The sequence below is a fragment of the Novosphingobium sp. genome, assembly GCF_036803765.1.
Classification (GTDB): domain Bacteria; phylum Pseudomonadota; class Alphaproteobacteria; order Sphingomonadales; family Sphingomonadaceae; genus Novosphingobium.
In genome coordinates this window covers 189,784-215,422 of sequence record NZ_DAIRTS010000004.1, presented here as the reverse complement: position 1 = coordinate 215,422, position 25,639 = coordinate 189,784, and the positions used below count along the sequence as shown (strand labels likewise).

General features: G+C 67.5%; 23 protein-coding genes, 1 tRNA gene and 1 pseudogene (1 of these 25 cut by a window edge). 12 read left to right on the top strand and 13 right to left on the bottom strand.

Annotation, left to right across the window (positions count from 1 at the left end):
• Positions 1-8: 8 nt before the first annotated feature.
• Positions 9-341, bottom strand: a pseudogene (gene modA / locus V7Q48_RS04375) (molybdate ABC transporter substrate-binding protein); the annotation flags it as partial.
• Between the two features lie 184 nt (positions 342-525).
• Between modA and V7Q48_RS04370 the strand changes: the two are divergent.
• Together V7Q48_RS04370 and V7Q48_RS04365 are read left to right on the top strand one after the other, a co-directional pair.
• Entirely contained in the window at positions 526-1,296 is a 771-nt protein-coding gene (locus V7Q48_RS04370) for a DsbA family protein (RefSeq protein ID WP_333836495.1), read from the top strand.
• Positions 1,297-1,378: 82 nt separating this feature from the next.
• Positions 1,379-1,834: an Lrp/AsnC family transcriptional regulator gene (locus V7Q48_RS04365; RefSeq protein ID WP_333836494.1), complete on the top strand. Its 456-nt coding sequence runs from the start codon at positions 1,379-1,381 to the stop codon at positions 1,832-1,834.
• Between the two features lie 31 nt (positions 1,835-1,865).
• Here the strand turns inward: V7Q48_RS04365 and V7Q48_RS04360 are convergent, their stop codons facing one another.
• From V7Q48_RS04360 to V7Q48_RS04350, 3 genes are all read right to left on the bottom strand, one after another.
• Complete coding sequence (locus V7Q48_RS04360; RefSeq protein WP_333836492.1) at positions 1,866-3,377, bottom strand: MFS transporter; 1,512 nt, start codon at positions 3,375-3,377, stop codon at positions 1,866-1,868.
• 395 nt (positions 3,378-3,772) lie between these two features.
• The gene (locus V7Q48_RS04355; protein ID WP_333836491.1) at positions 3,773-4,072 is read right to left on the bottom strand and encodes a hypothetical protein; all 300 of its coding nucleotides are present in this window, start codon (positions 4,070-4,072) and stop codon (positions 3,773-3,775) included.
• 79 nt (positions 4,073-4,151) lie between these two features.
• Complete coding sequence (locus tag V7Q48_RS04350) at positions 4,152-5,186, bottom strand: LacI family DNA-binding transcriptional regulator (RefSeq protein WP_333836490.1); 1,035 nt, start codon at positions 5,184-5,186, stop codon at positions 4,152-4,154.
• A 335-nt stretch (positions 5,187-5,521) separates the two neighbouring features.
• Here V7Q48_RS04350 and V7Q48_RS04345 point away from each other — a divergent pair, with 335 nt between their 5' ends.
• From V7Q48_RS04345 to V7Q48_RS04325, 5 genes are all read left to right on the top strand, one after another.
• Positions 5,522-8,347, top strand: a complete 2,826-nt coding sequence (locus V7Q48_RS04345) for a TonB-dependent receptor (protein WP_333836488.1) — start codon at positions 5,522-5,524, stop codon at positions 8,345-8,347.
• A 92-nt stretch (positions 8,348-8,439) separates the two neighbouring features.
• Positions 8,440-9,993: a tryptophan halogenase family protein gene (locus V7Q48_RS04340; RefSeq protein WP_333836487.1), complete on the top strand. Its 1,554-nt coding sequence runs from the start codon at positions 8,440-8,442 to the stop codon at positions 9,991-9,993.
• A gap of 50 nt (positions 9,994-10,043) precedes the next feature.
• Positions 10,044-11,885 (top strand): alpha-amylase family glycosyl hydrolase, encoded by a 1,842-nt coding sequence (locus tag V7Q48_RS04335; protein ID WP_442947088.1) that lies wholly within the window; start codon positions 10,044-10,046, stop codon positions 11,883-11,885.
• Positions 11,882-13,534: an alpha-amylase family glycosyl hydrolase gene (locus V7Q48_RS04330; RefSeq protein WP_333836485.1), complete on the top strand. Its 1,653-nt coding sequence runs from the start codon at positions 11,882-11,884 to the stop codon at positions 13,532-13,534. Before V7Q48_RS04335 ends, V7Q48_RS04330 begins: the two co-directional genes overlap by 4 nt.
• A gap of 6 nt (positions 13,535-13,540) precedes the next feature.
• A complete protein-coding gene (locus V7Q48_RS04325) occupies positions 13,541-15,619 on the top strand; it encodes a glycoside hydrolase family 97 protein (RefSeq protein WP_333836484.1) in 2,079 nt (692 codons plus the stop codon).
• Between the two features lie 103 nt (positions 15,620-15,722).
• Here the strand turns inward: V7Q48_RS04325 and V7Q48_RS04320 are convergent, their stop codons facing one another.
• The 6 genes from V7Q48_RS04320 to V7Q48_RS04295 all read right to left on the bottom strand — a co-directional run bounded on the left by V7Q48_RS04320 (position 15,723) and on the right by V7Q48_RS04295 (position 20,107).
• Positions 15,723-16,061 carry a hypothetical protein gene (locus V7Q48_RS04320; protein ID WP_333836483.1) on the bottom strand — a complete coding sequence of 113 codons (339 nt, stop codon included), beginning with the start codon at positions 16,059-16,061 and terminating at the stop codon, positions 15,723-15,725.
• A gap of 17 nt (positions 16,062-16,078) precedes the next feature.
• Positions 16,079-17,074, bottom strand: coding sequence for a cysteine synthase A (locus V7Q48_RS04315; RefSeq protein WP_333836482.1), 996 nt, complete (start codon positions 17,072-17,074; stop codon positions 16,079-16,081).
• 54 nt (positions 17,075-17,128) lie between these two features.
• On the bottom strand, positions 17,129-17,791 hold the full coding sequence (gene ccmB / locus V7Q48_RS04310; RefSeq protein WP_333836481.1) for a heme exporter protein CcmB: 663 nt from the start codon (positions 17,789-17,791) through the stop codon (positions 17,129-17,131).
• Positions 17,788-18,441: a heme ABC exporter ATP-binding protein CcmA gene (ccmA, locus tag V7Q48_RS04305; RefSeq protein WP_333836480.1), complete on the bottom strand. Its 654-nt coding sequence runs from the start codon at positions 18,439-18,441 to the stop codon at positions 17,788-17,790. Before ccmA ends, ccmB begins: the two co-directional genes overlap by 4 nt.
• Positions 18,442-18,686: 245 nt before the next feature.
• Positions 18,687-19,493 (bottom strand): SDR family oxidoreductase, encoded by an 807-nt coding sequence (locus V7Q48_RS04300; protein WP_333836479.1) that lies wholly within the window; start codon positions 19,491-19,493, stop codon positions 18,687-18,689.
• Positions 19,490-20,107 carry a DNA-3-methyladenine glycosylase family protein gene (locus V7Q48_RS04295; protein ID WP_333836516.1) on the bottom strand — a complete coding sequence of 206 codons (618 nt, stop codon included), beginning with the start codon at positions 20,105-20,107 and terminating at the stop codon, positions 19,490-19,492. The genes V7Q48_RS04300 and V7Q48_RS04295 overlap by 4 nt, the downstream gene beginning before the upstream one ends.
• Before the next feature lie 111 nt (positions 20,108-20,218).
• Between V7Q48_RS04295 and V7Q48_RS04290 the strand changes: the two genes are divergently transcribed.
• Positions 20,219-20,527, top strand: coding sequence for a 2Fe-2S iron-sulfur cluster-binding protein (locus V7Q48_RS04290; protein WP_333836478.1), 309 nt, complete (start codon positions 20,219-20,221; stop codon positions 20,525-20,527).
• On the opposite strand, the gene V7Q48_RS04285 is transcribed toward V7Q48_RS04290, so the two are convergent.
• Positions 20,499-20,705, bottom strand: coding sequence for a hypothetical protein (locus V7Q48_RS04285; RefSeq protein WP_333836515.1), 207 nt, complete (start codon positions 20,703-20,705; stop codon positions 20,499-20,501). The genes V7Q48_RS04290 and V7Q48_RS04285 overlap by 29 nt on opposite strands.
• On the opposite strand from V7Q48_RS04285, the gene V7Q48_RS04280 reads away from it, so the two are divergent.
• A complete protein-coding gene (locus tag V7Q48_RS04280; protein WP_333836519.1) occupies positions 20,662-20,883 on the top strand; it encodes a hypothetical protein in 222 nt (73 codons plus the stop codon). The genes V7Q48_RS04285 and V7Q48_RS04280 overlap by 44 nt on opposite strands.
• On the opposite strand, the gene V7Q48_RS04275 is transcribed toward V7Q48_RS04280, so the two are convergent.
• Complete coding sequence (locus tag V7Q48_RS04275) at positions 20,860-21,270, bottom strand: hypothetical protein (protein ID WP_333836477.1); 411 nt, start codon at positions 21,268-21,270, stop codon at positions 20,860-20,862. The genes V7Q48_RS04280 and V7Q48_RS04275 overlap by 24 nt on opposite strands.
• Before the next feature lie 466 nt (positions 21,271-21,736).
• Here V7Q48_RS04275 and V7Q48_RS04270 point away from each other — a divergent pair, with 466 nt between their 5' ends.
• A complete protein-coding gene (locus tag V7Q48_RS04270; protein WP_333836475.1) occupies positions 21,737-22,276 on the top strand; it encodes a hypothetical protein in 540 nt (179 codons plus the stop codon).
• A gap of 684 nt (positions 22,277-22,960) precedes the next feature.
• On the opposite strand, the gene V7Q48_RS04265 is transcribed toward V7Q48_RS04270, so the two are convergent.
• The gene (locus tag V7Q48_RS04265) at positions 22,961-24,271 is read right to left on the bottom strand and encodes a GGDEF domain-containing phosphodiesterase (RefSeq protein ID WP_333836474.1); all 1,311 of its coding nucleotides are present in this window, start codon (positions 24,269-24,271) and stop codon (positions 22,961-22,963) included.
• A 123-nt stretch (positions 24,272-24,394) separates the two neighbouring features.
• Here V7Q48_RS04265 and V7Q48_RS04260 point away from each other — a divergent pair, with 123 nt between their 5' ends.
• Positions 24,395-25,243 (top strand): NAD kinase, encoded by an 849-nt coding sequence (locus tag V7Q48_RS04260; RefSeq protein ID WP_333836473.1) that lies wholly within the window; start codon positions 24,395-24,397, stop codon positions 25,241-25,243.
• A 376-nt stretch (positions 25,244-25,619) separates the two neighbouring features.
• Positions 25,620-25,639 (top strand) — tRNA-Asn (locus V7Q48_RS04255) (it continues 155 nt past the right edge of the window).

Sequence of the window (25,639 nt, the reverse complement as noted above, 5' to 3'; positions counted from 1 at the left end):
GGCGCCGCTCAGTGCGCGACGAAGCCGAAGCGGCGGAAGATCGCCTTGCCCTCGGCCGAGAGCAGGAAGCGGCGGAACGGCTCGGCATCGGGGCTGGTGGCGGTGGTCAGCCGGGTGAGCGGATAGGTGATCGGCGGATGGCTGCCGGCGGGAAACACCCCGACGATCCGCACCCCCGGCTCGGCCCGCGCGTCGGTCGCATAGACCACGCCCAGCGGCGCGGCGCCGCGCGCGACCAGCGCCAGCGCGGCGCGCACGTTCTCGGCCCGCGCGACTTGGCCCGCAACCTGCGGCCACGCGCCCAGCCGCTGCAGCGCGGTCTTGCCATAGCGCCCGGCGGGCGGGCGCATGGCGAACCTCGGGCAGGAATGGGCGGCTGTATTCCGCGGTATATATTAAGCGCTCCTACAGGTGGCCCGGGCAAAATGCAAAAGTCCGGCGGTATGGCTTGCAGTATGGCTTGCCGCCGGACCGGCTTTGCGCGAAGCAGGCCGCCCTTCGTTTCTCTGCGCCCGAGGATCCTGCATGCGCCCCAATTTTCGCGCCCTCGCATCCGCCGCCGCCCTGGCCGCCGGTGCCCTGACGCTGGCCCTCGCGCCCAACGGAGCCATGGCGGCGCCTGCGCCATCGGGTGCGGCCGCCCTGCCCGACATCCCCGCCCCCTGGCGCACCGCGCCCGACGTCGGCGCGCTGCTCAAGCAGGATCGCGTGCTCGGCCCTGCCGATGCGCCGGTCAGCGTGGTGGTCTGGTCCGATCCCGAATGCCCCTATTGCAAGCAGTTCGCCGGCGTTCCCGATGCCGCGATCGCGCGCGCCAACGGCCGAGCCAATCTCGCGCTGCGCATGCTGCCCCTGCCCTTCCACGGCGCGGCGGCGGTGATCGCCGGGATGGCCGCGCTCTGCGTCGCGGACCAAGGCGGAACACAGGCCTACTACAAGTTCGTCAACGCCTACTTCGCGCAGACCGGCGGCAATGGCCGCGGCCTGCCGGGCGAAGCGCAGCGTGGCCGCGCCGCCGTGGTCGACGTGGCGACCGCCGCGGGCGCAGCCGACGGCAAGGCAGTCGAGGCCTGCACCCGCAGCAAGGATACGCTCGACCGCCTCGTGGCCGAGGGCGACGCGGCGGAGCGCGCCACCGTGCAGGGCACCCCCGCGGTCGCTGTGCGCAACAACGTGACCGGCGAGACGATCCTGGTCGACGGCGCGATCGATGGCGACACGCTCGATGCCGCGATCGCGCTGATGGCCGCGCGCAGCAATCGCCAGGCACCGCCACCGCCGGGTTATTCGCGCTGAACGCTGCGCCATTGCGTAAAACCGGACAAGGCTTTTCGCAAAAGGCGCTTCACCCGGCAGGATTTTGCGCTAGAGCGCGGCGATGGATCGTATCGACCGCAAGCTCCTCGCCGCACTCCAGGCGGATTCGCACGCCTCGCTGGCCCAACTGGCAGAACGCATCGGGCTGTCCAGCTCGGCCTGCCATCGCCGCATGCGCGCGCTCGAGGAAGCGGGCACGATCACCGGCTATGGCGCGCGGATCGATCCGGCGCAGGTCGGCCTCAACCTCCATGCGCTGATCGACATCACGCTCGACAACCAGAGCCGCGAGGCAATGGAGAAGTTCGAGGCGGCGACGCTCGACTTTCCCGACATTCTCGAATGCTACCTGATGTCGGGCGCGGCGGACTATCGCCTGCGGATCGCCGCGCGCGACATGGCGGACTATGACCGGCTGCACCGCGATTGCCTGGCGCGGCTGCCGGGCGTCAGCGTGATGCACACCAGCTTCATCATCCGCCCGGTCAAGGCATGGAGCGGCTACGCGCTCGGCTGAGCGCGCCGCTCCCTCCGCTTCAGGCCCCGCTTCAGGCGCCCTCTTCCTCGCGCACGCGCGCCATGGCCAGTACCGCGCCGGCCATGACCACCGCGGCCACCGCCATCGTCCACTTCGGCTCGCCGGGGAAGAAGCTGCGCATGATCCCGCCCATGGCCGTGGCGACGATCAGCTGCGGCACGACGATGAACAGGTTGAACAGGCCGATGTAGATGCCGAACTTGGCCGGCGGCAGCACGCGCGTCAGGATCACGTAGGGCATGCCCAGGATCGAGGCCCAGGCCACGCCGACCAGCGCCATCGGCACCAGCAGCAGCGTCTGGTCGCGGATCACCATCAGCAGCAGGAAGGCCAGCGCACCGGCACCCAGCCCGACCATGTGCGTGCGCACGTTGCCGATGCGGCGCGCCAGGACGGGCAGCGCGAAGGCGGCCAGCGCGGCCACGCCATTGTAGAAGGCGAACATCACGCCGACCCAGTCCGCGCCGGCGTTATAGGCGCCGCCGCTGGTATCGGTGGCGTGGAACACCTCGCGCGTGACGACGGGCGTGGTGTAGATCCACAGGATGAACAGCGCGACCCAGGTGAAGAACTGCGCCAGCGCCAGCTGGCGCATCGCGCGCGGCATCTGCGCAAGGTCGCTGACGATCTGCGCCAGCGTGCCGGTGCTGGCCCGTGCCCGCACCACGATCTGCAGCAGCCCGAACGCCACCAGCCCGCCGCCCAGCACATAGAGCTGCTGGTCGAGCCCGAGCGCGGCGACGAGTGCGAGCAGGACCAGCCCGCCCGCCAGCCACAGCGGCCCGCGCGGCGGATAGACCAGCGGTGCGTGCGTCGGAATGGCAGCGTGGCCCGGATCGCCATGCGCGGCGAGTTCGCCGGGGCTGTATTCCTTGACCCGCCACGCCGTCCACGCCACCGCCGCGACCATCGCCGCTGCCCCCAGATAGAAGCTATAGCGCACCGACGGCGGGATCGTGCCTTCGGGCGCGGTATTGGCGATGCCCATGGCCTTGAACGCGATCGGCGCCAAGCTGCCGAGCACGGCCCCGGCGCCGATAAACCAGGTCTGCAGCGCAAAGCCCTGCGCGCGCTGGTGCGGCGGCGTCATGTCGCCGACGAAGGCGCGGAACGGCTCCATCGCGACATTGAGCGAGGCATCGAGCAGCCACAGGAACAGCGCCGCCACCAGCAGCAACGAGGTGTTGGGCAGTCCGAACAGCGCCAGCGCGGCGAGCACGGCGCCGGCCACGAAATAAGGCCGCCTGCGCCCGAAACGGCCCCAGGTGCGATCCGACCAGTGCCCGATCAGCGGCTGGACGATGAGGCCGGTCACCGGCCCGGCGATCCACAGGAAGGCGAGATCGTCGACCTTGCTGCCCAGCGCCTGGAAGATGCGGCTGACATTGGCATTCTGCAGGGCGAAGGCCAGCTGGATACCGAAGAAGCCGAAGCTGGTGTTCCACAGGCCCCAGAAGCTTTGGGCCGGCTTCCCAGGCTGGGCCGGGTTGCCAGGGTGGCCCGGGTTATTCGTCACGGTCATGGCATCCTCTCTTGCCCTGCTTGTCGGCCGGCGATGCGGCAATCCTTCGCAGTCGGCGATACGCATACGAATGCTATGCGTAACATGGCAGATCAATGCTTCCACCACCCCACCCCCTCCTCTTCACAGGAGGGGGTCGGGGGGTAGTGGCGGCATAAACGAGCCTGGTCTGCGTGGACCAATTCAGCGGTTGAGAGAACGACTGGGATTGGGTGGGAAGCTGCCTTTGCCGCCTCAACCTCGTCATTCCCGCGCAGGCGGGAATCCAGTAGCTACCGCACGAGAAGGGCTGCGGCCCGGTCTTTAACGCCAGCCCGAAACTGGATTCCCGCCTACGCGGGAATGACGAGGGAATGGGCCTGAATTGGTGGTTAGCTGCCGTTGCGCCCACTTCTTCAAAATCGCTTTAAAAGCTCATGCACAACAGGCAAGTAGCTCTGGTCTTCGAGTAGTCCGGAGCCGCTACCAATGACAGCAGGCTCACCACAACTCGGGCATTGCCCGGTCCAGCGTTTGACCCTGTTCCGTTTCTCTGGCGAGGTCCATTCGTCCCGCCAGCTATTGACTTGGATAGCGGCGAACACGGCGCAGCAATTCAGGCAACCCGCATATTTGCTGGCTTCAATTTCGGCACGGTTGCCAATTGTGTGCCGCCTTACCTCTAGCTGCAACTCCGCCTCTGTCTTTTGTTTCATGGAACCAGGATCCTGCAAGTCGGGAAGGTCTGCAACTGGGCGAAAGCAGCCATTCGAATTCGTCCAAGCCACCCTCACCCTACCCGCCCGAACTCGCCCGCACCACCAGTCGCGTCGGCAGGACCGCCGGCGGCGCCTGCCGGTCCTCGACCTGGGCCAGGACGTTCTCGACCAGCGCCTCGCCGGCCAGACGGATGTCCTGCACCATCGTCGTCAGGGGCGGATTGGCGAAGCCGGCGGCGGGAATGTCGTCGAAGCCGACGATCGCGACGTCCTCGGGCACGGACAGCCCGGCCTCGGAGAGAACGCGCAGCGCACCGATCGCGATAAGGTCGCTTGCCGCGAAGATCGCATCGAACGACACCCCGCGCGCCAGCAGCGTCCGCGCGGCATGATGACCCGATTCCTCGGAGCTGATCGCGTCCACCACCAGCGCGGGGTCCTGGCTCAGCCGGGCGGCGGCCATGGCCTTGAGCAGGCCGGCATGGCGCTGCTGGAATTCAGGATAATGGCTGTCGGCCTGGCCCAGGAACGCGATCTGGCGGCGGCCACGCGCGATAAGGTGCTCGCCCGCCAGCCGCCCGGCGCCGAAATTGTCCGATCCCACGGTGGCGCCGATCGTCCCGTCATCGACCGACCCCCACCGGACGAAATGCGTGCCGGCCTTGACCAGTTGCCGCAGCCGGCTTTCATACAGCGTATAGTCGCCATAGCCGAGCAGGATCAGCCCGTCGGCGCGGTGGCTTTCCTGGTAGCGACGGTGCCAGTCGTCCTCGAGCTTCTGGAACGACACCAGCAGGTCCAGGCCCTTGGCCGCGCAGTGCCGGGTGATCGAGCCCAGCATCGAGAGGAAGAACGGATTGATGTTGGATTCGTCCGGGGTCGGATCCTCGAAGAACAGCAGCGCCAGCGTATTCGATCGCTGCGTCCGCAAGGACGAGGCGTTCTTGTCGACCGTATAATTGAGCTGGCGGGCGATCGCCTCGATCTTCTCGCGCGTCTCCTTGCTCACCGATTTGCTGCCGCGCAGCGCCCGGCTGACGGTCGGCTGCGAGACACCGGCGAGATAGGCGATCTCGAAACTTGTCGGCTTGTTGGATGGCTTGCGGCCCAAGGCGCGGCTCCTGCGTCTGTAACAAGGCCCGAAATTACGCATAATATCTATATCATGCAATGTTCGACGCAAATCCGCGCGACGATAGCGTTAACCGCACGATTAAGAGCTATATAAATCAATAGGTTATTTAATGCTGCATCGGCGAACGTCTTGCATAGCATACGTATGTCGTATTCGCGAGACCCCCGCTTCCCCGTATCTGGAGGCAGCGAGAGCCGGTGGAATCCGTGATGTCGACACAAGACAGCGGACGGGTCTCGCCTCGTATTGGCCCGGATATCGGGCAAGGTTCGTAGCCGGCGCAATGTCCGGCTGGGGGAGTGGAAGGTACCATGGCACATCACGCATTTTATGCGGGCCGCTTCGGCTGCTCGCTGGTCGCGCTTGCGACCGTCATCGCCGCAGGTCCGGCGATGGCCCAGACCGCCGCGCCGGCTGCCCCCGCCGCCGACGCTGCAGCCCCCGATGACTCGGGCGCCATCGTCGTCTCGGGTATCCGCGCATCGCTGAACGCCTCGGCCTCGATCAAGCGCAACTCGATCGCCATCGTTGAAGCCGTTTCGGCCGAAGACATCGGCAAGCTGCCCGACGTGTCGATCGCCGACTCGCTGGCCCGCCTCCCCGGCGTGACCGCGCAGCGCCTCGAAGGTCGCGACCAGCGCCTGTCGATCCGCGGCCTCGGCCCCGACTTCTCGACCACGCTGCTCAACGGCCGCGAACAGGTCACCGTTGGCGACAACCGCGGCGTCGAGTACGACCAGTACCCGTCGGAATTCTTCAAGAACGTCGTCGTGCACAAGGCCGCCGATCCCTCGCTGATCGCCGCCGGCATCTCGGGCACCGTGGACCTTCGCATGCTGCGCCCGCTGGCCCAGGCCGACCGCGTCATCGCCGTGCAGCTGCGCGGCCAGATGAACGGCCTCAAGAAGCTCAACCCCGATGGCGAGCGCTACGGCTACCGCGCCTCGGCGACCTACGTCGACAAGTTCGCCAACGACACCTTCGGCATCGCGATCGGTCTCTCGGCCACGCAGACCCCGTCGCAGGACGAGCGCTACAACGCCTGGGGCTTCCCGACCCTCGCCGACGGCAAGACGCTCATGCTCGGCGGTGCCAAGCCCTACGTCCAGTCGAACGTGCTCAAGCGCTATGGTGCGGTCGCCACGCTCGAATACCAGCCGAACGACAACTGGCACTCGACCCTCGACGTGCTCTATTCGAAGTTCAAGGAAACGCAGCACCTGCGCGGGATCGAATTCCCGATCTTCCCCGACTGGTCGGGCCTGCCGGGCAACGACACCACGGTGATCCAGCCGGGCTACAAGGTGAACAACGGCTTCGTCACCGACGCCACGATCACCAACGTCAAGGCGGTGATGCGCAACGACCTCAACCAGCGTGACGCCGACAACTTCTCGGTGGGCTGGAACAACGTGATCGGCGTGGGCGAAGGCACGCACCTGACGCTCGACGCCAGCTACAGCCACGCCAAGCGCACCGACTTCCTGCTCGAGAACTACTCGGGCACCGGCTACCTCAACGCCGGCCAGCGCGACACGCTGCACATCACGCAGAACGGCAACGGCACCTTCGACATCGTGCCCACGCTCGACTACGGCAACCCCGCCAACTTCGGCCTGACCGATCCGCGTGGCTGGGGCTACAACGGCACGACCGCCGTGGTCCAGGCCGGCTTCCTCAACAAGCCCAGCTTCAAGGACGACCTGCTCGCGCTGCGCGCCAGCCTCGACGGCGAAATCTCGGGCATGGGCCTGCTCAAGGGCTGGGAAATCGGCGGCAACTACAGCTACCGCAAGAAGACCTCGGCGTTCACGTCGTACTTCCTGTGCCCCAAGGGCGGCGGCACCGGCTGCACCCCGGGCAGCGGCACCACCACCTTTGCCCCGATCCCGCAGGCTGCGGTCATCGGCACCGTTCCGCTCGCCTACCTCGGCGTGCCGCGGATGCTCGCGCTCGACCCGATGTACCTGTACAACAACGCGTATAACTCGGTGTACGACAACCGTCCGGTCTCGCTGGTGCGTGACAACTCGGTTCGCGAGAAGGTCTGGACCGGCTATGCCATGGTCAAGCTCGACGGCGACCTTGCCGGCAAGCACCTGACCGGCACCGTCGGCGTCCAGGGCATCTACACCGACCAGAAGTCGGTCGGCTCGCTCTCGAACTTCGACGCGACCACCGGCAACGTGATCGTCACCCCGGCCAGCGGCGGCGCCCGCTACTGGAACGTGCTGCCCAGCGCGAACTTCGCCCTCGAGGTGTCGAACGCCACGTACCTCAAGCTCGCCGGCTCGCTCACCATGGTCCGCCCGCGCCTCGACCAGGAGCGCGTGAACCAGGAGTTCTCGATCAACCCGACGAACATCGGTTCGACCGACCCGACGCGTCCGTTCTTCAGCTCCAACGGCGGCAACGCCCTGCTGCGTCCGTACCGTTCGGCCAACATCGACTTCTCGGCCGAGCACTACTTCGCCAAGGGCGGCTACATCTCGGGTGCGCTGTACTTCAAGCGTCTGACCGACTTCGTCGATCCGAACAACTCGTACGCCTATGACTTCGCCTCGGTTGTCGCCAGCCTCCCGGCTGCCATCCGCAACCAGATCGCGACCACCGTCGGTCCGGTCACCGCGCCTGGCAACACCGGCAAGGGCACCATCAAGGGTGCGGAACTGACGGTCTCGCTGCCGTTCGGCCTGTTCACCCCGGCACTCGACGGCTTCGGCTTCTTCGGCAGCGGCAGCTACACCGACAGCCGGATCACCTTTGCGAAGAACCCCAACGATCCGATCACCCTGCCGGGCCTGTCGGACTGGGTGGCCAACGCCTCGCTCTACTATGAAAAGTATGGCTTCCAGGCGCGCGCCAACTATCGCTTCCGTTCGAGCTTCCTGGCCGAAGTGGCCGGTCTGTCGGCCAACCCGACCTACCGCACCGCCAAGTCGGAAGGCATCCTCGACGCGCAGATCGGTTACGAATTCCAGCCGGGTTCGTCGCTGGCCGGCCTGTCGGTGATGTTCCAGGCCAAGAACCTGACCGACCGTCCGTTCATCACTTACCAGAACAACGATCCGCGCCAGGTCATCGACTACCAGCGCTACGGTCGCGACTTCTACCTGACCGTGAGCTACAAGCTCTAAGCGGTTCCCTCGGGGTGCGGGCGGTTCATGGCTGGACCGCCCGCCCCTCCCCTGCCAAGTTCGTCCCGCATCGCAACAGGGAACCTTGCGCCATGACCCAGACGCAACCGCACCAGACGCAATCCGGTTCGATCACGCCGTCGGGTTCCATCGTCATCGTCGGTGGCGGCACGGCCGGCTGGATGACCGCCGCGGCGCTCGGCCATTTCCTCGGGGACTCGACCGCGATCCATCTGGTCGAGAGCGAGGCGATCGGCACCGTCGGCGTCGGCGAGGCCACCATCCCCCAGATCCGCATGTTCAACCAGGCGTTGGGCATCGACGAGAACGCATTCATCCGCGCCACCCAGGCGACCTTCAAGCTGGGCATCGAATTTGCCGGCTGGCTGCGTCCCGGGCACAGCTACATTCACGCCTTCGGCGATGTCGGTCGCGACATCGGCCTCGGCGCCTTCCGCCATTTCTGGTCGCGCGCGCATCGCCTCGGCCTGGCCCGGCCGCTGGGCGACTACGCCCTCAACGACCTGGCCGCCCGCGCCGGCGCGATGCACGACGGCGCCCCGCTGACCAACCGCAACGTGCCGCAGATGCCGCACGCCTTCCATTTCGATGCCGGCCTCTACGCCGGCTTCCTGCGCCGGTTTGCCGAAGGCAAGGGCGTGATCCGCCACGAAGGCACGATCACCGAGGTTCAGCAGGACGGCGGCAGCGGCGATGTCACCGCGGTGCGCCTCGCCGACGGGCGATGCGTGGGCGGCGACCTGTTCATCGACTGCTCGGGCCTGCGCGCCCTGCTGATCGAGCAGACGCTTCACGCCGGGTTCGAGGACTGGTCGCACCTGCTCCCCGCCAACAGCGCGGTCGCCGTGCCCTGCGCGCGCGTCGCCCCGCTTACCCCCTATACCCGCTCGACCGCGCATGCCGTGGGCTGGCAGTGGCGCATTCCGCTGCAGCACCGCACCGGCAACGGGCGCGTCTATTGCACCGCTTTCACCAGCGACGACGAAGCCGCCGAGGGCCTGCTCGCCCATCTCGACGGCAAGCCGCTCGCCGATCCGCGCGTGATCCGCTTCACCACCGGGCGGCGGCGCCGCGTGTGGGTCAACAACGTGATCGCCGTAGGCCTTGCGGGCGGTTTCCTCGAGCCGCTCGAATCCACCTCGATCCACCTGATCCAGTCGATGATCGCCCGGATCATGGCCTTTGCCCCCACGCGCCGGGCCGCGCCCGCGATCCGCGCCGCGTTCAATCGCCAGTCCGCCGACGAGATGGAGCGCATCCGCGACTTCATCGTCCTCCACTACTGGGCCAACGAGCGCCCCGAACCGTTCTGGCAGGCCTGCCGCGCCATGACGCTGCCCGACAGCCTGTCCGAAAAGATCGACCTGTTCCGCGCCGGCGGGCACCTTTTCCGCGACAGCGCCGACCTGTTCAGCGAAGTGGGCTGGCTGCAGGTGCTGGTCGGCCAGGGCATCGTGCCCGAGACCAGCCACGCGCTGGCCGAGGCGGTGCCGGCCGAGGATCTCGCCGGCTGGCTCGACACGCTGCACACGCTCTACACCCGCGAAGTCGCCGCCTACCCCGCCCATGCGGACTACATCGCGCGGCATTGCCCCGCCCCCGCCATTCAAGGACTTGCCGCATGATCCCCCGCATGCTTTCCCGCACGCTCGCGCTGGCGCTCGCCGGCACCATGATGACCGCGCTGCCCGCGCACGCCGACGATCCCGCGCCGACCGCCGCTTCTTCTGCTACTGCTGCTGCTCCCGCCAGCCCGGTCGCCGCACGCACCGCGGCGGGCGAATCCATCTATTTCGTGCTGCCCGACCGCTTCGCCAACGGCGATGCGCGCAACGACACCGGCGGTCTCAAGGGCGGCCGTCTGACCACCGGCTTCGATCCCGCGGACAAGGGCTTCTATCATGGCGGCGACCTCAAGGGGCTGACGCAGAAGCTCGACTACATCAAGGGCATGGGCTTCACCGCGGTCTGGGTCGGGCCGATCTTCAAGAACAAGCCCGTGCAGGGCGCGCCCGGCCAGGAAAGCGCCGGCTACCACGGCTACTGGATCACCGACTTCACGCAGGTCGACCCGCACTTCGGCACCAATGCCGAATTCGCCGCCTTCGTTGCCGCCGCCCATGCGCGTGGGCTCAAGGTCTACATGGACATCGTCGCGAACCATACCGCCGACGTGATCCAGTACCGCGAAGTGCCCGCCGGAACCTCGGCACCCTATCGCAGCAAGGCCGACTATCCCTACAGCCGCAAGCTCGGCCTCACCGGCCAGGCGATTAACGAGGGGTTTGCCGGCGACGAGGACGCGAGCGAGGCGAACTTCGCGCGTCTGACCGATCCGGGCTATGCCTATACCCCGTTCGTGCCCAAGGGCGAGGAACACGCCAAGACGCCCGACTGGCTGAACAACCCGATCTACTATCACAACCGCGGCGACAGCACGTTCAGCGGCGAGAACAGCCGCTTCGGCGACTTCAGCGGCCTCGACGACGTGTTCACCGAGAACCCGCGCGTGCGCGCCGGGATGATCGCGATCTATGCCGACTGGATCCGCAAGTTCCATGTCGACGGCTATCGCATCGACACCGCGCGCCATGTCGATCCCGGCTTCTGGCAGGCCTTCATCCCGGCCATGCAGGACGTGGCGCGGGGCGAGGGCATTCCCAACTTCACCATCTTCGGCGAAGTCGCGCGCGAAAACCCCGACAACGGCTACATCGCCCGCTTCACGCGCCGCGACGGCTATCCCCACGTGCTGGACTTCGCGTTCCACGCCGCGGTGCGCGCCGTGCTGGCGCAGGACAAGGGCACCGACGTGCTCGCCGACCTGTTCGACGGCGACGTGCTGTACCAGGGCGGCGAGGAAGCCGCGCTGGCGCAGCCGACCTTCGTCGACAATCACGACGTCGGGCGCTTCGCCTTCCTGGTGGAGCACGACAAGCCCGGCATCGCCCCGGCCGACCTGTTGGCCCGCACGCAGTTGGCCCATGTCATGCTGCTGACCCTGCGCGGCAGCCCGGTGGTCTATTACGGCGACGAACAGGGCATGATCGGCCACGGCAACGACCAGGCCGCGCGCCAGGACATGTTCGCCAGCAAGGTTGCGAGTTACAACGACCAGCCGCTGCTGGGCACCACCCGCACCACGGCGCAGGCCAATTTCGCCACTGACAACCCGCTCTACGCCACGATCACCCGCCTCAACGCCCTGCGCGCCGCGCATCCCGCGCTCGCCCGCGGGCGTCAGTTGACGCGTGGCTACGGCGAGAAGCCGGGTCTGTTCAGCGTCTCGCGCTTCGATCCTGCCACCGGCGCCGAATACCTCGTCGCCTTCAACACCTCCAGCCAGCCGATCCACGCCGCGACCACCATCGGCACCGATGCCACGGCCCTCGAAAGCCTGTGGGGACAATGTCCCGCAACCGTATTCGCACCCGGTTCGTTGGTGCTTGACCTGCCAGCCTATGGCAGCGTGGTGTGCCGCGTCCTTCCCACTTCTTCTTCCAAGCAAGGCCAATGACCCAGCTCAGCCCCTCCTTCGCGCCCGCGACCCAGCCCCTGGCTTCGCCGGCCGCCGATCTTCCCTGGTGGCATGGCGCCGCGATCTACCAGATCTATCCGCGCAGCTTCGCCGATTCCAACGGGGACGGGGTGGGTGACCTGGCCGGCATCACCGAAAAGCTCGACCACGTCGCGCGGCTCGGTGCCGACGCGATCTGGATCTCGCCGTTCTTCAAGTCGCCGATGCGCGACTTCGGCTACGACGTGTCCGACTACTGCGACGTCGATCCGGTGTTCGGCACGCTGGCCGATTTCGACGCGCTGGTCGAACGCGCCCATGCGCTCGATCTCAAGGTCACGATCGACCAGGTCTATGCCCACACCTCCGATCTGCATCCCTGGTTCGTGGAAAGCCGGCAGAGCCGCGACAACCCCAAGGCCGACTGGTACGTCTGGGCCGATCCCAAGCCCGATGGCTCGCCGCCGTCGAACTGGCAGTCGGTGTTCGGTGGCCCGGCCTGGCGCTGGGACGCGCGCCGCTGCCAATACTACCTGCACAACTTCCTGGCCGAACAGCCGCAGGTCAACGCGCACAACCCCGACGTGCAGGAAGCGCTGCTCGGCGTCATGAAGTTCTGGCTCGATCGCGGGGTCGACGGTTTCCGCATCGACGCGCTCAACTTCCTGATGCATGACCCCGCCCTGCGCGACAATCCGCCCGCGCCCGAGGACGGCCGCCGCCGCACGCGCCCGTTCGACTACCAGCTCAAGATCTACAACCAGTCGCACCCCAACATCGTCGGCTTCATCGAGCGCATCCGCGCGCTGTGCGACAGCTATGGCGCGGTGTTCACCGTCGCCGAAGTCGGCGGCGACCTCGCCGAAACCGAGATGAAGGCGTTCACGCAAGGCGAAAGCCGGCTTAACAGCGCCTATGGCTTCGACTTCCTCTATGCCCCGCAAGTGACCCCGGTGATGGTGCGCGACGTGCTGTCCAAGTGGCCCGACGAAGAGGGCATGGGCTGGCCGAGCTGGGCCTTCGAGAACCACGACGCGCCCCGCGCGCTGTCGCGCTGGACCACGCCCGAGACGCGTGATGCCTATGCGCGGATGAAGGCGGTGCTGTTCGCCTCGCTGCGCGGCAACATCATCGTCTACCAGGGCGAGGAACTCGGCCTCACGCAGGTCGACATCCCGTTCGAGCTGCTGCAGGACCCCGAGGCGATCGCCAACTGGCCGCTGACGCTGTCGCGCGACGGCGCACGCACCCCGCTTCCGTGGCAGGCGCAAAGCGCGATGGGTGGTTTCACCGCCGGCCCGGCGCCGTGGCTGCCGCTGGGCGACGAGAACCTCGCCCGCGCGGTCGACCGGCAGGAGGGTGATCCCGCCTCGATGCTGGCACTCACCAGCCGCCTGCTCAAGCTGCGCCGCGAAACCCCGGCCCTGCGCCACGGCAGCTTCGATGTGCTGCATGCCGATGCCGCGCTGCTCGTCGCGCGTCGCCGCCACGAACGCTGTGCGGTGCTGGTCGTGATCAACATGAGCAACCAGGCCGTCGCATGGCCTGTCGAAATCGCCGCCGAAGGCACCGTGCTGGTCGCCGAAAACGACGCCAGCCTCGGCTATCTCCCCCCCTTCGCGGCGCTTATCGTCCAAGAGAGGATCTGACCCCCCATGTCGCTTACAACCCGTTTCGCAGCGCCGCTGGCGCTGGCGCTGGCGTGCGCCCCGCTCACCGCTCAGGCCCAGGCCATCGGTGAGGCCAAGACGCAGGACCAGCCGGTCACGGCCACCTCGCCCGACGGCAGCCTCGTGCTGACCGTCGCGATCGACAACGACGGCCGCCCGACCTACAGTCTCTCGCGCAAGGGCAAGCTGCTGGTCGCGGCCTCCTCGCTCGGCTTCATCCTGGCCGATGGCCCGACGATGGTACGCGGCAACCACATCATCGGCTCGGAAAGCTTGACGCCCAAGGCCACCACCTGGGAGCAGCCCTGGGGCGAGCGCCGCTACGTCACCGACAATCACAACGAGCTGCTGGTCAAGTTCAAGCAGGTACCCGAGTGGGGCGGCCGCGAGATGAACGTGCGCTTCCGCCTGTTCAACGACGGGTTCGGCCTGCGCTACGAATTGCCGCAGCAGGCGGCGATGACCACGATGAAGATCGCCGACGAGCTGACTGAATTCAACCTCGCGCAGAACGGCTCGGCCTGGTGGATTCCCGGCGGCGAATGGAACCGCTACGAGCAGGTCTACAACAAGACCCCGATCGACGGCGTCTCGACCGCGCACACCCCGATCACGATGAAGCTCGATGACGGCACGCACCTCGCGTTCCACGAAGCCGCGCTGGTCGACTATTCGGCGATGTGGTTCAAGCGCATCGACGGCACGCGCTTCCGCTCGACGCTGTCGCCCTCGCCCGACGGCCCCAAGGTCGTACGCGACCTGCCGTTCAACACCCCGTGGCGCACGATCCGCATCGCCGACACCGCGGCGGGCCTCGTCGAGAACGACCTCGAACTGAACCTCAACGAGCCCAACAAGCTGGGCGACGTCAGCTGGGTCAAGCCGATGAAGTACATCGGCATCTGGTGGGGCATGATCCGCGGCGACTGGACCTGGGCCGAAGGTCCCAAGCACGGTGCCACCACCGCCCGCACCAAGCAGTACATCGACTTCGCCGCGAAGAACGGCTTCGGCGGCGTGCTCGTCGAAGGCTGGGACAAGGGCTGGAACGGCAACTGGTTCGGCAACGGCAAGGAGTTCAGTTATACCCAGGCGACTCCGGACTTCGACATCAAGGCGGTCACCGCCTATGGCCGCAAGAAGGGTGTCGAGCTGATCGGCCACCACGAGACCGGCGGCAACATCGCCAATTACGAAGCCCAGCTCGACGACGCGATGAAGATGTATGCCGCCCTTGGCGTGCATTCGGTCAAGACCGGCTACGTCGCCGACGCCGGCGGCATCCTCGCCCCCGGCGCCACGCCGGGCACCTACCGCATGGCCTATCACGACGGCCAGCGGCAGGTCGAACATCACCTCAAGGTGGTCGAGACCGCGGCCAAGTACCACATCGCGATCGACGCGCACGAACCGGTCAAGGATACGGGGCTTCGCCGCACCTATCCCAACTGGATCGACCGCGAGGGCGCGCGCGGCATGGAATACAATGCGTGGGGTAAGTTCGCCAACGGACCGAGCCACGAACCCATGCTGGTCTACACGCGCATGCTCTCGGGCCCGATGGACTTCACCCCCGGCGTGCTGAGCCTCGAGGGCGCCGACCACCAGCCGCTCGCCTCGACGCTGGCCAAGCAGCTCGGCCTCTATCTCGCGATCTATTCGCCGATCCAGATGGCCGCCGACTTCATCGAGACGCTGGCCGCCCATCCCAAGGAACTGGCCTTCATCCGCCAGGTGCCGGCGGACTGGTCGGAAAGCCATCTGATCGCCGGTGACGTGGGCGAATACGCGATCTTCGCGCGCAAGGACCGCAAGAGTGAGGACTGGTACGCCGGCGGCGTCAACGACGCCACCCAGCGCACCGTCACGCTTACGTTCGACTTCCTCGACGCGGGCAAGACCTATACCGCGACAATCTACAAGGACGGCGAAGGCGCGACCTACGAGACCGACGCCCGCCACAAGATCGCCTACGAAACGCGCACCGTGAAGAAGGGCGACACCATGCAGCTGTGGCTCGCCCCCGGCGGCGGCGCGGCGATCCGCCTGCACCCGGGCAAGTAAGCCCGGCCTGCCACTGACCATGGCATCACCTCCCCATCGATGATGGGGAGGATCGGCCTCGCCTCCCCCTGCCGCATGGCAGGGATGGGCGGGGCCGATTGCGTTATTTCTGGGGCTTGTTGGGCGTGCTGCCCACGGGCAGTTCGGGCGCGACGCCCATGTCAACCAGCGGGTCGTTGGCCGCGGTCGCGCTGGCCTGGACCATAGGATCGAGGGCGGCGGCCTTGTCGGCCAGGGTCGCGCGTTCCATGATGACGTTGGCGAGGCTCACCAGCAGCAGGATCGCACCCAGCCCGAACAGGCCGATCTGCAGGCGATGCACCGCCTGCGCGCGCATCTCGCGCGCCGAGGGTGGCAGCGCGTGCACCGGCTCGAGCGGCGCAGGCGCGTGCAACCCGAATTGGGGTATCCTGCGTTCGCGCTGCGATCGAAGGAGCGGCATTGCCTTTATATAGCGTATCACGCCAGCCAGGGGAATACCGGCAGGCCCTTCGCACGCAGCCAATCGGCATTGTAGAGCGAGGAGAGATAGCGGAAGCCGGTGTCGCACAGGATCGTCGCGACGCGCTTGCCGGGACCCAGCGCTTTGGCCATCGCCACCGCGCCCGCCACGTTGATCCCGCTCGACAGGCCCAGGCACAGCCCTTCCTCGGCGAGCAGGCGCTCGACCCAGTAAAGCCCTTCCTCGTCCGAGATGCGCAGCGGCATGTCGATCGGTGCGCCCTCGAGGTTGGCGGTGATGCGCCCCTGCCCGATGCCTTCGGCGACCGAGCTGCCCTCGGCCTTCAGCTCGCCATGGGCGTAGTAGTTGTAGAGCGCCGCGCCGTGCGGGTCGGCGAGGCCGATGGTCACGCTCTCGTCGAAGGCCTTGAGGCCCATGCCCGTGCCCGCGATCGTGCCGCCGGTGCCGGCCGCGCAGATGAAGCCGTCGATGCGGCCGTCCATCTGCGCCCAGATCTCGGGCGCGGTGCTTTCGATGTGCGCACGGCGATTGGCGATGTTGTCGAACTGGTTGGCCCAGATCGCGCCTTCGGTCTCCTCGGCGATACGGCGCGAGGTGTGGACGAAGTGATTGGGGTTGGAGAAGGGCGCGGCGGGAACGAGCACCAGCTCTGCGCGCAGCGCCCGCAGCGTGTCCATCTTCTCGCGCGACTGCGTCTCGGGCATGACGATCACGCTTTTATAGCCCAGCGCATTGGCGACGAGCGCCAGGCCGATGCCGGTATTGCCCGCCGTCCCCTCGACGATCGTGCCGCCGGGCCTCAGCAGCCCTCGCGCCTCGGCGTCGCGCACGATCCACAGCGCCGCGCGGTCCTTGACCGAGGCGCCGGGGTTGGCAAACTCGCACTTGCCGTAGATTTCGGCGCCGGCGGCCTCGCTCGGCCCCTTGAGGCGGACGAGCGGCGTGTTGCCGATGAGGGAAAGGCTGTCGGGCGTTAGCGCTGGGACGGTCATGCCTGCCGAAGTAAGGAGCTTGTCGGCCAAGGGCAAGCCGGTTGAACGCCCCGCTTACTCTCTTCCGGCACGGATCGCCGCCCCGCCGGCAAACGGCGCCAGCGCCAGCGCGACGAGGCTGCAGGCCGCCAGCAAGGCGAGGCCGCCCTCGCCGCCCGGCTGAAGCGAACCGGCACCGAAGATCAGCAGCGGCACCGCCAGCGGGATCGCCAGCAGCCCGCCCAGCGCCGCCCCAGCGCGCAGGCCCGCGGTCAGCGCGGCGATCGTCACCCCGATCGCGGCAAGCCCCGGCGTGCCGAGCAGCAGGCCCATCTCCACCGTCCACAACTGCGCGCCATCGAGCGACAGCAGCGTTGCCGAGACAGGCGCCGCCAGCATCAGCGGCACGCCGAAGCTGATCCAGTGCGCGGCGATGCGCACCAGCAGCAGCGCCTCTTCGGACAGGCCGCGCAAGGCCCACTGGTCGAACAGCCCGGCCTCGACGTCGGGCTCCACCAGCCGGTCGAGCGGCAGGATCGCGGCGAGCAGTGCCGCCACCCAGATCACCCCGGCGCCGGTGCGCGCCAGCAGCCGCGCGTCCGGCCCGACCGCAAAGGGATAGAGCATCGCCACCGCCAGGAAGAACAGCAGCGGCAGCGCCGCGCCGCCCCGCCCCTGCGCCCCGCGCAGCAGCAGGCCAAGGTCGCGGCGAAAAATCGGCCAGAGCCGCGCGCTCATGCGTCCTCTCCCGCATCATCGGCATCGTTGGCATCATCCCAGGCCTCGGGCGGGGGGACGAAGTCGGCCAGTGCCAGCGTTCGCAAGGGCAGCAGCGTCAGCGGCTGGTGCGAGGCGATCACCGCCAGCCCGCCGCCTGCGCAATGTGCCGCCACCGCCGCCTGCGCCTGTGCCGCCCAGGCACTGTCCAGCCCGTTGAGCGGCTCGTCGAGCAGCCAGATCGGCGCCTCGCTCGCGGCCAGGCGGGCGAGCGCGGCGCGCTTCCTCTGCCCGGTCGAGAGATAGCGCACCGGCACGTCGCGCAGGTCCGCAAGGCCGAAGCGGTCCTCGCCCCCGACGACACCCTCGACACTCGCATCGTCCGCCCCGTCCACCGCGCGCCAGAACGCCAGCGCGCGGCCCAGCGGCACATGCCCGTCGAGCGCCAGCCGCTCGTCGACCAGCGCCACGCGCCCCTCGCGCGCCACGCTGCCGTGCCAGGCGCGCATCAGCCCGGCGAGGATGCGGATGAGGCTCGACTTGCCGATGCCGTTGGCGCCGGCCAGATGCAGCGCCTCCCCCGGCCCCAGCGCAAAGCTCAAGCCCCGGAACAGCACGCGGTCGCCACGCCGGCAGGCAAGGTCACGGGCGGCAAGCGAAGGCGCAATCATCCCCGCCCCTTAAGCCCAAATCCGCGCGCTGCCAACGGCGGCAGGGTCGTAGTGCCCTCACCCGGGCCACGCCCTTTGGTCTGGTACGCCAGGCAAAGCGGGACCCCGGGTCGAAGCCCGGGGTGACGGTGATGCGAGGGAGCATGTCCGAAAGCGAAGCCACGCAAGACCGGCGCAAGGCCCATCACCTTATAGCCCCCCGTCATCCCGGGCGAAGACCCGGGATCCCGCTTCCTGCTGCCCCCTCACCGCACCCGGCGCTTCAGCCCCCGGTGCAGCAGACCCGGCGCCCAGCGCTCCAGCAGCGCGAGCCGCCGTGCCGTCGGGCCGACCAGCGTGTGCAGCCGCCGCCCGTGCACCGCGCGCCAGGCGGCCTCGGCGACGGCCTCGACCGGCGTGATCTCCAGCCCGGCGCGCTCGACCACGGCGCGGATCGCGGAGCTGCCGGCGGTGTGCGTCGGATGCGCCAGCAGCGGCGTGTCGATGAAGCCCGGCATCAGGCTGCGTACCGCGATGCCCTGCCCCGCCCATTCGGCGTCGAGCGCCTCGGTCAATGCCGCCAGCCCCGCCTTGGTCGCGGCATAGACCGAGGTGCCCGGCGCACCGTGGATCGCTGCCGCGCTCGCGGTGTTGAGCAGGCACGCGCCTTTGCCTGCCTGCGCCAGCCAGCGATGCGCCGCCCGCGCGCCCAGCGTGGCGCCGGTCAGGTTGATCGCGATCACCCGCTCGATCTCCGCGACGCTGCATTCGGCGAGCGGTCCGCCCAGCGGCACCCCGGCGTTGTTGGCGACCACGTCGATACGCCCGCCGCCCTCATCCGCCGCCTCCGCCAGCGCCCGCTCCCACGCCGCCGCATCGCGCACGTCGAGCGCATGGGCCGACCAGCGCCCCTCAGGCAGCAGCGCCCCGGCCGCCGCCATGCCGTCAGCGTCCACATCGGCCAGCGCGACGAACCAGCCCGCTGCGGCAAAGCGCCGGGCGATCGCGCGCCCGATGCCCGAGGCCCCGCCGGTGACGAACAGCACGCGGCCGCCCGCTGCGCCCCCGTTCATAGGGCCGGGTTGTTGTAGACGTGCCAGGTAAAGATCGCGAGCGAACCCCGGTGCGGGCGCCAGGGTTCTGCCAGCGCGCGCGTCTCGGCCTCGCTCGGCCGCTCGGGCAGGCCGAGCAGCTTGCCCAGCCCCACCTGCACCGCCAGGTCGCCGGCGGGGAACACATCGGCGCGGCCCTCGGCGAACAGCAGGTAGATTTCGGCCGACCAGCGCCCGATCCCCTTGATCTTCACCAGCTCGGCGATCGCCGCCTCGTCGTCCTCAGGCAAGGCATCGAGGTCCAGCGCCCCCGAGACGACCAGTTCGCACAGCGAGCGGGCATAGCCCTGCTTCTGCCGCGAGAGGCCACAGGCGCGTAAAGAGTCGAAATCGGCCTCCAGCAGCGCCTCGGGCGGCATGTTCTCGCCCAGCAGCGCCTCGAGCTTGGCCCAGACCGAAGCGGCGGAGGCCACGCTCACCTGCTGGCCGACGATGGTGCGCAGCAGCGTGCGATAGCCGGTCTCGCGCAGCCGCGGCTCGGGATAGCCGAACCGCCCCAGCGCAAAGCCGATCGCGGGATTGATCGCGGCGATATGGTCGAGCCCATCTGTGATCGCTTGCGCCGATAATCCCATGGTCACCCCGTCCCTTGCCGCTTGCTTAATACTGGGGCGGGCAGTAGCAGCCGGGACGAAGGGCGAACAGGGACTTCCCGAATCCCGGCCCGCCATGAGGAGCTTTTGACCATGCCGAAGCTTGTTGTCGTCGACCGTGCCGGTGAAGAAAAGACCATCGAGGTCGATAGCGGACTGACCGTGATGGAAGCCATCCGTGACAACGGCTTCGACGAATTGCTCGCGCTGTGCGGCGGCTGCTGCTCGTGCGCGACCTGCCACGTCTATGTCGACCCCGACACCGCCGGCGCGCTCCCCGCGATGAGCGAGGACGAGAACGACCTGCTCGACAGCTCCGACCACCGCACCCCGGCCTCGCGCCTCTCGTGCCAGGTGCCGGTGCAGGACGGCCTCAAGGTGACGATCGCCCCCGAAGACTGAGGGCCGCGATCATCGCTGCGTACCAAGACGCGCCGGACCTTGTGGTCTGGCGCGTTTTTTCTGGCATCTGTTCGAACGTGTCCAAGGTATGGTGCGATAAGAACTGTGCGCGGCCACCGTCGACGAAGAGCTCGGTGCCACTGACGAAGCTCGACGCATCGGATGCCAGAAACAGCACCGCCTGCGCCACTTCGTTCGGCGATCCCGGCGCTGCCGCCGGTCACGATCGCGAGCTTGCCATCAAGTCTTGTCACGGCACCATTCCTTCCATTGGTCCAGACGGTTTCGAGGCGGCCATCCGCCGTCGCATTTACCCGCTCGGAATGACCCGCTCAGCGGGCAGCGGCAGCGCCTGACGGCTGGAACAGCGCCGCGTTCTCGCGCAGCCAGTCCACCGCCGATCGCGCCGCCCGGCCCGTCAGCGCGGCGACGGTCGTCGTGGTCTCGGCCAGGATTCCCTCGCGAAACAGCCGGTCCAGCCCCCGCAGCAGGTTGGCCACCATTGCGCTCGCCCCGGTGGCGAGCAGGACGGCGCGATGCGCGTCATGCGTGCGGTGATGATAGACAACCGGCCGACCGAGGATCGCCGACAGCGCCTCGGTATGCACACCACCGCCCGTTGTGCGAACTATCTGAAAAGAGACGGCTTGAAAGCATGGCGCGCCGACCAGCGCCCTTCGTTCCCGCAGATAGGGCAGGCCTGCATCGAGGACAAGAACGACCTGCTCGACAGCTCCGACCACCGCACCCGGCCTCGCGCCTCTCGTGCCAGGTGCCTTCGCAGGACGGCCTCAAGGTGATGATCGCCCCTGAAGACTAAGGGCTGCGATCACCGCTGCGTACCGGGACGCAGCGAACCTTCTAGTCTGGCACGTTTTTGGTTGTGCAAATGCAGCTTGGATTGGGGGAGATATTTTCAATAGCAGACCGTCAACGCCGCCCCCACGGGTGGCGCATCGAATTTTCGGCAGACGGGCGCTAGAAGACCAAGCGAATGGACGCGTGAGTAAGAAACGAGACGAATGGAGAAGAGGATGGAGGACGACAGCACTGCGGATGAAATAGGAAGTAGGATGCAGAGCTCGGCTTGACGCTCACGGCGAATCATGCCAGGATAGCATCCGGCGTCAGTATACGTCACATGTTCAAAGCAATGCGAAGTTCCGCGCGAATTAGACAGCGTGAGACTTGAAGAAGATGAGGTCTGTAATGCCTGATGCGCTAGACGCTCTGAGGTCCCTCGCGGCAAACTACCGTCGCTGGGCTCGTCAGTCTGAAGCTGAAGGGCAGGATGCTCGTGCCAAGGCTCAGCTTAGTAGTGCGAATAATATCGAAGCCGTTGTTGAGGAACTGGATGCCGCTCGCAAACGACTTCGGCCGGTTTCGACGGATTTAGGCGATTTGTCTGACTTGCCAGAAGAGCTGATAAAGCAGCTGAACGTGACCAAGGTTGACGAGTTGGAGCAACAGTTACGAGACATCGTTGCGGCTGCGGACGGGACCGAACTCGGATTGGACCAAATTCTGATTGAACTATGGCGGCGACACAAGGTCGTTGGCGAGCGTCGGTTTGTGATGAACAAGCTTTATCGCATGGCGCAAAAAGGCACCATAAACAGCGTAGACGGTAAAAAAGGCAGTTACTGTTTGCCGCGAGCTACCACTGGAGGTTGGGGTAAATCAGGAGGGGGTTGGGGTAATTCCGCCGCAGGTTTCGGCGATGATGAGGATGACGACATTCCATTTTAATTCGCAGAAGGTCTAACTCACAAAAACTACTCTTCCTTAGCGCGCTTTAAAATAGGTATGATTGCCCGGCTGCCCACCTGTGACGATAAGCAGGCACGGCAAAGTCACCAGTTTAGTAAGTTCTCGTCACCACTAGTGCCCTGAGGGACGTGGCTAGCAGTGTTTACCGGTTTGGAGACTCTTGAACATGCAGGTTGACTTGCATAGCCATCATGATCTCCTACGAATGATAGCCCTAGAAAAGAAGAAAACCCGGCGTTGCAGCGCCGGGCTTTCCGATCTGGGGCGAGTTGCACGCCGTTCTAGGCCAGAGCGTGCAACCGGGATCCCCCGTTGTGGCGCGTAGTTCCATAAGGGGGGTCGCCCGTCAAGACTGGTCGTATATGCAAAGGTAAATTGTATGAAACGACGACCAGCGGATCGATTCCGCGCAAAGCTGACTGATGCGACAATCCGCGAGGTCATGCATCGCTTAGCCCTTGGGCACTTGCAGCATGATATCGCGGCAGACCTCGGTATCAATCAAGGACGCATCTCCGAAATCAAAACCGGAAAGCGCCGTCCGGCGAACGATAATCAGTTAGGCTTAATCTAAGGATCGACCGGGCCGCCAGCCCCCATGGGGCTGGCGGTTTCAATTAGGTTGTTCTGAAGACCACAAAGTTGGCATAATATCGGCTTGGCTTATCCAGTTCGCCCGCCCACCTTACTCCCCTCCACAGGCCCCGAGCGCAAGAACCCCTGGAACAGGTCCACGCCTTCCTCGGCCAGCACGGCGAGTTGGGCGTCGTCTTCCACGCCTTCGGCCACGACGGTCAGCGACAGGGCGCGGGCCATGGCGGTCATGGCGGCGAGGATCGCGCGGTCGCGGGGGTCCTGGGCCACGTCGCGCACCAGCGAGCGGTCGAGCTTGAGCGTGTCGAGCGGCAGGGCCTTGAGCGTGCGGAAGTTGGAAAAGCCGGTGCCAAAGTCGTCGAGCGCGACGGCGACGCCGTGGTCGGCCAGGCGGCGCAGCGCGCGGGCGCAGGCGTCGAAGTCGGCGATCAGGCTCTGCTCGGTGATCTCGATCGTCAGCCGGTCGAGCGCGAAGCCCGCCTCGTTCGTGGCGACGAGCAGGCCTTGCGCGAAGTCCGGCAGGGCGAAGTCCTCGGCCGTGACGTTAAGCGAGAGGCGCAAGGGGGCCGGCCAGGCGGCGGCGCCGGCGAGTGCCGTGCGGCGGATGGCACTGCCCAGCGGCGCCATCTGGTCCGCGCGCTCGGCCACGGCGAGCAGCGTCTCGGCGCCGATGCGGCCGATCGCCGGATGCTCCCACCGCGCCAGCGCCTCGGCCCCGGCCAGCGTGCCGTCGGCGACGCGGAACTGCGGCTGGTAGAGCACCGCGATCTCGTTGCCGCCGAGCGCGGCGATGAGATCCGCCTCGAGCCGCGCGGCGCTGCGCCGGCGGGCGGGGTGGCGGCCATCGGCCCACAGCAGCCGCCGCGTCGCGCCGCGCTGCAATTGCGCCAGCGCCTGGTCCAGCCGGTCGAGCAGCGCCGCGCCCGGCTCTCCCGGCTGGCCACGCAGCAGCGCGATGCGCGGCAACAGGCGCACGCTGCCCGCGCCCACCATGACCGGCCGCGCGATGGCGCGGGCCAGCGCCTGCCCCAGCCACTCCCACCGCTCGCGGCTGACCGGCGCGCTGCTCGCCACCAGGAACGCGCCGCCCGCCACGCGCGCGACCAGTGGCTTGGAGTCAGGCTCTCCGCTATTCGGCGTCTCGGCCACGACATGCCCGATCCGCCGCGCCACTTCGGCCAGCGCATGATCGCCCCCGCCCTTGCCGAACGCGAGGTTCACCGCCTGCAGCCGGTTGAGCCCGATCAGCATGGCCTGCACGCCCCTGCCCTCGCGGCAGGCGCGATCGAGCCAGGCGCGCGCGGCACTGGCTTCGGCATCGCGATCGGTGCCGATTGCGGTTTCGGTTTCGGCGGGACGGGGATGCGGAGCGCGGGCCATGGCGCGCGGGCGTAGCAGAGAGGCCGCCGCCCTGTCGCCCCTTTGGCCGGCGCCGTCGTTTTCCAATTGCACCATAACGGGGCGCCCCATATCACGCCGCGGCGGCGCACCGGCGCGTCCGGGATGATCGAGACGATGGCGACGAACGGTTCGAGGACGACGGGCGAGACGAGGTCGGCCTCCGAGGTAAAGCAGGCGGGCTACGAGGCGCTGGCGCTGCTCGCCTCGCCCACCCCGCGCGCGCAGGAGGCCGCCGCCGCGCTCAAGGACGCGCTGCCCTGGGTGCCCTTCGCCGAGGCCGACGCGGTGGTCGTGCTGGGCGGCGACGGCTACATGCTGCAGGTGCTGCACTACATGCTCGACAACGACCGGGTGCTGCCGGCCTATGGCCTGAACCTGGGCACCGTCGGCTTCCTGATGAACCGCCAGAAAAGCAGCCGCGCGCTCGACGAGCGCATCGCCCGCGCCCGGCCCGTGGCGATCTCGCCGCTGCGCATGGAGGCGGTGACCGGCGACGGCGTGACCGAGAGCTTCTACGCGATCAACGAGGTCTCGCTGCTGCGCGAAACGCGCCAGACCGCCAAGCTCGAAGTCGTGGTCAACGGCAAGACCCGCATTCCCGAACTGTCGTGCGACGGCGTGCTGGTGGCGACGCCGGCGGGGTCTACCGCCTACAACCTCTCGGCCAACGGCCCGATCCTGCCGCTGGGCGCCAACATCCTCGCGCTCACCCCGATCAGCCCCTTCCGCCCCCGCCGCTGGCGCGGCGCGATCCTGCCCGACACCGCCGATATCGTTTTCCGCGCGCTCGAAACCGAAAAGCGCCCCGTCTCGGTGGTGGCCGACCAGAAGGAAGTCCGCGACGTCCACGAAGTGCGCGTCCACGCCTGGCGCGAGCACCAGCTCACCCTGCTCTTCGACCGCGGCCGCAGCCTTGACGAGCGGATCTTCGCCGAACAGTTCATGGCCTGACCGGGCGGCCACCCCTCCACCACCGGCTCCGCCGGCGGTCCCCCTCCCCGCCTCTCGGCAGGGAGGACCAAAAGATCCTCCCCATCCCCGATGGGGAGGTGGCAGGCGCGGCACGCGACTGACGGAGGGGCGAGGCCTGGAACCCCAAAACCCCTCCACCACCGGCTGCGCCGGCGGTCCCCCTCCCCGCCTCTCGGCAGGGAGGACCAAAGATCCTCCCCATCCCCGATGGGGAGGTGGCAGCGCGCCAGCGCTGACGGAGGGGCGAGGCCTCGCGCAACCAAACCCCCATTGTGGAAAAATTTGGCCCACCAGTGCTTGCCTTGGGCAAAATGCCTGCTATTAGCGCCCACCTGTCCCGGGCAACCGGGACTGCTCCCTGATAGCTCAGCGGTA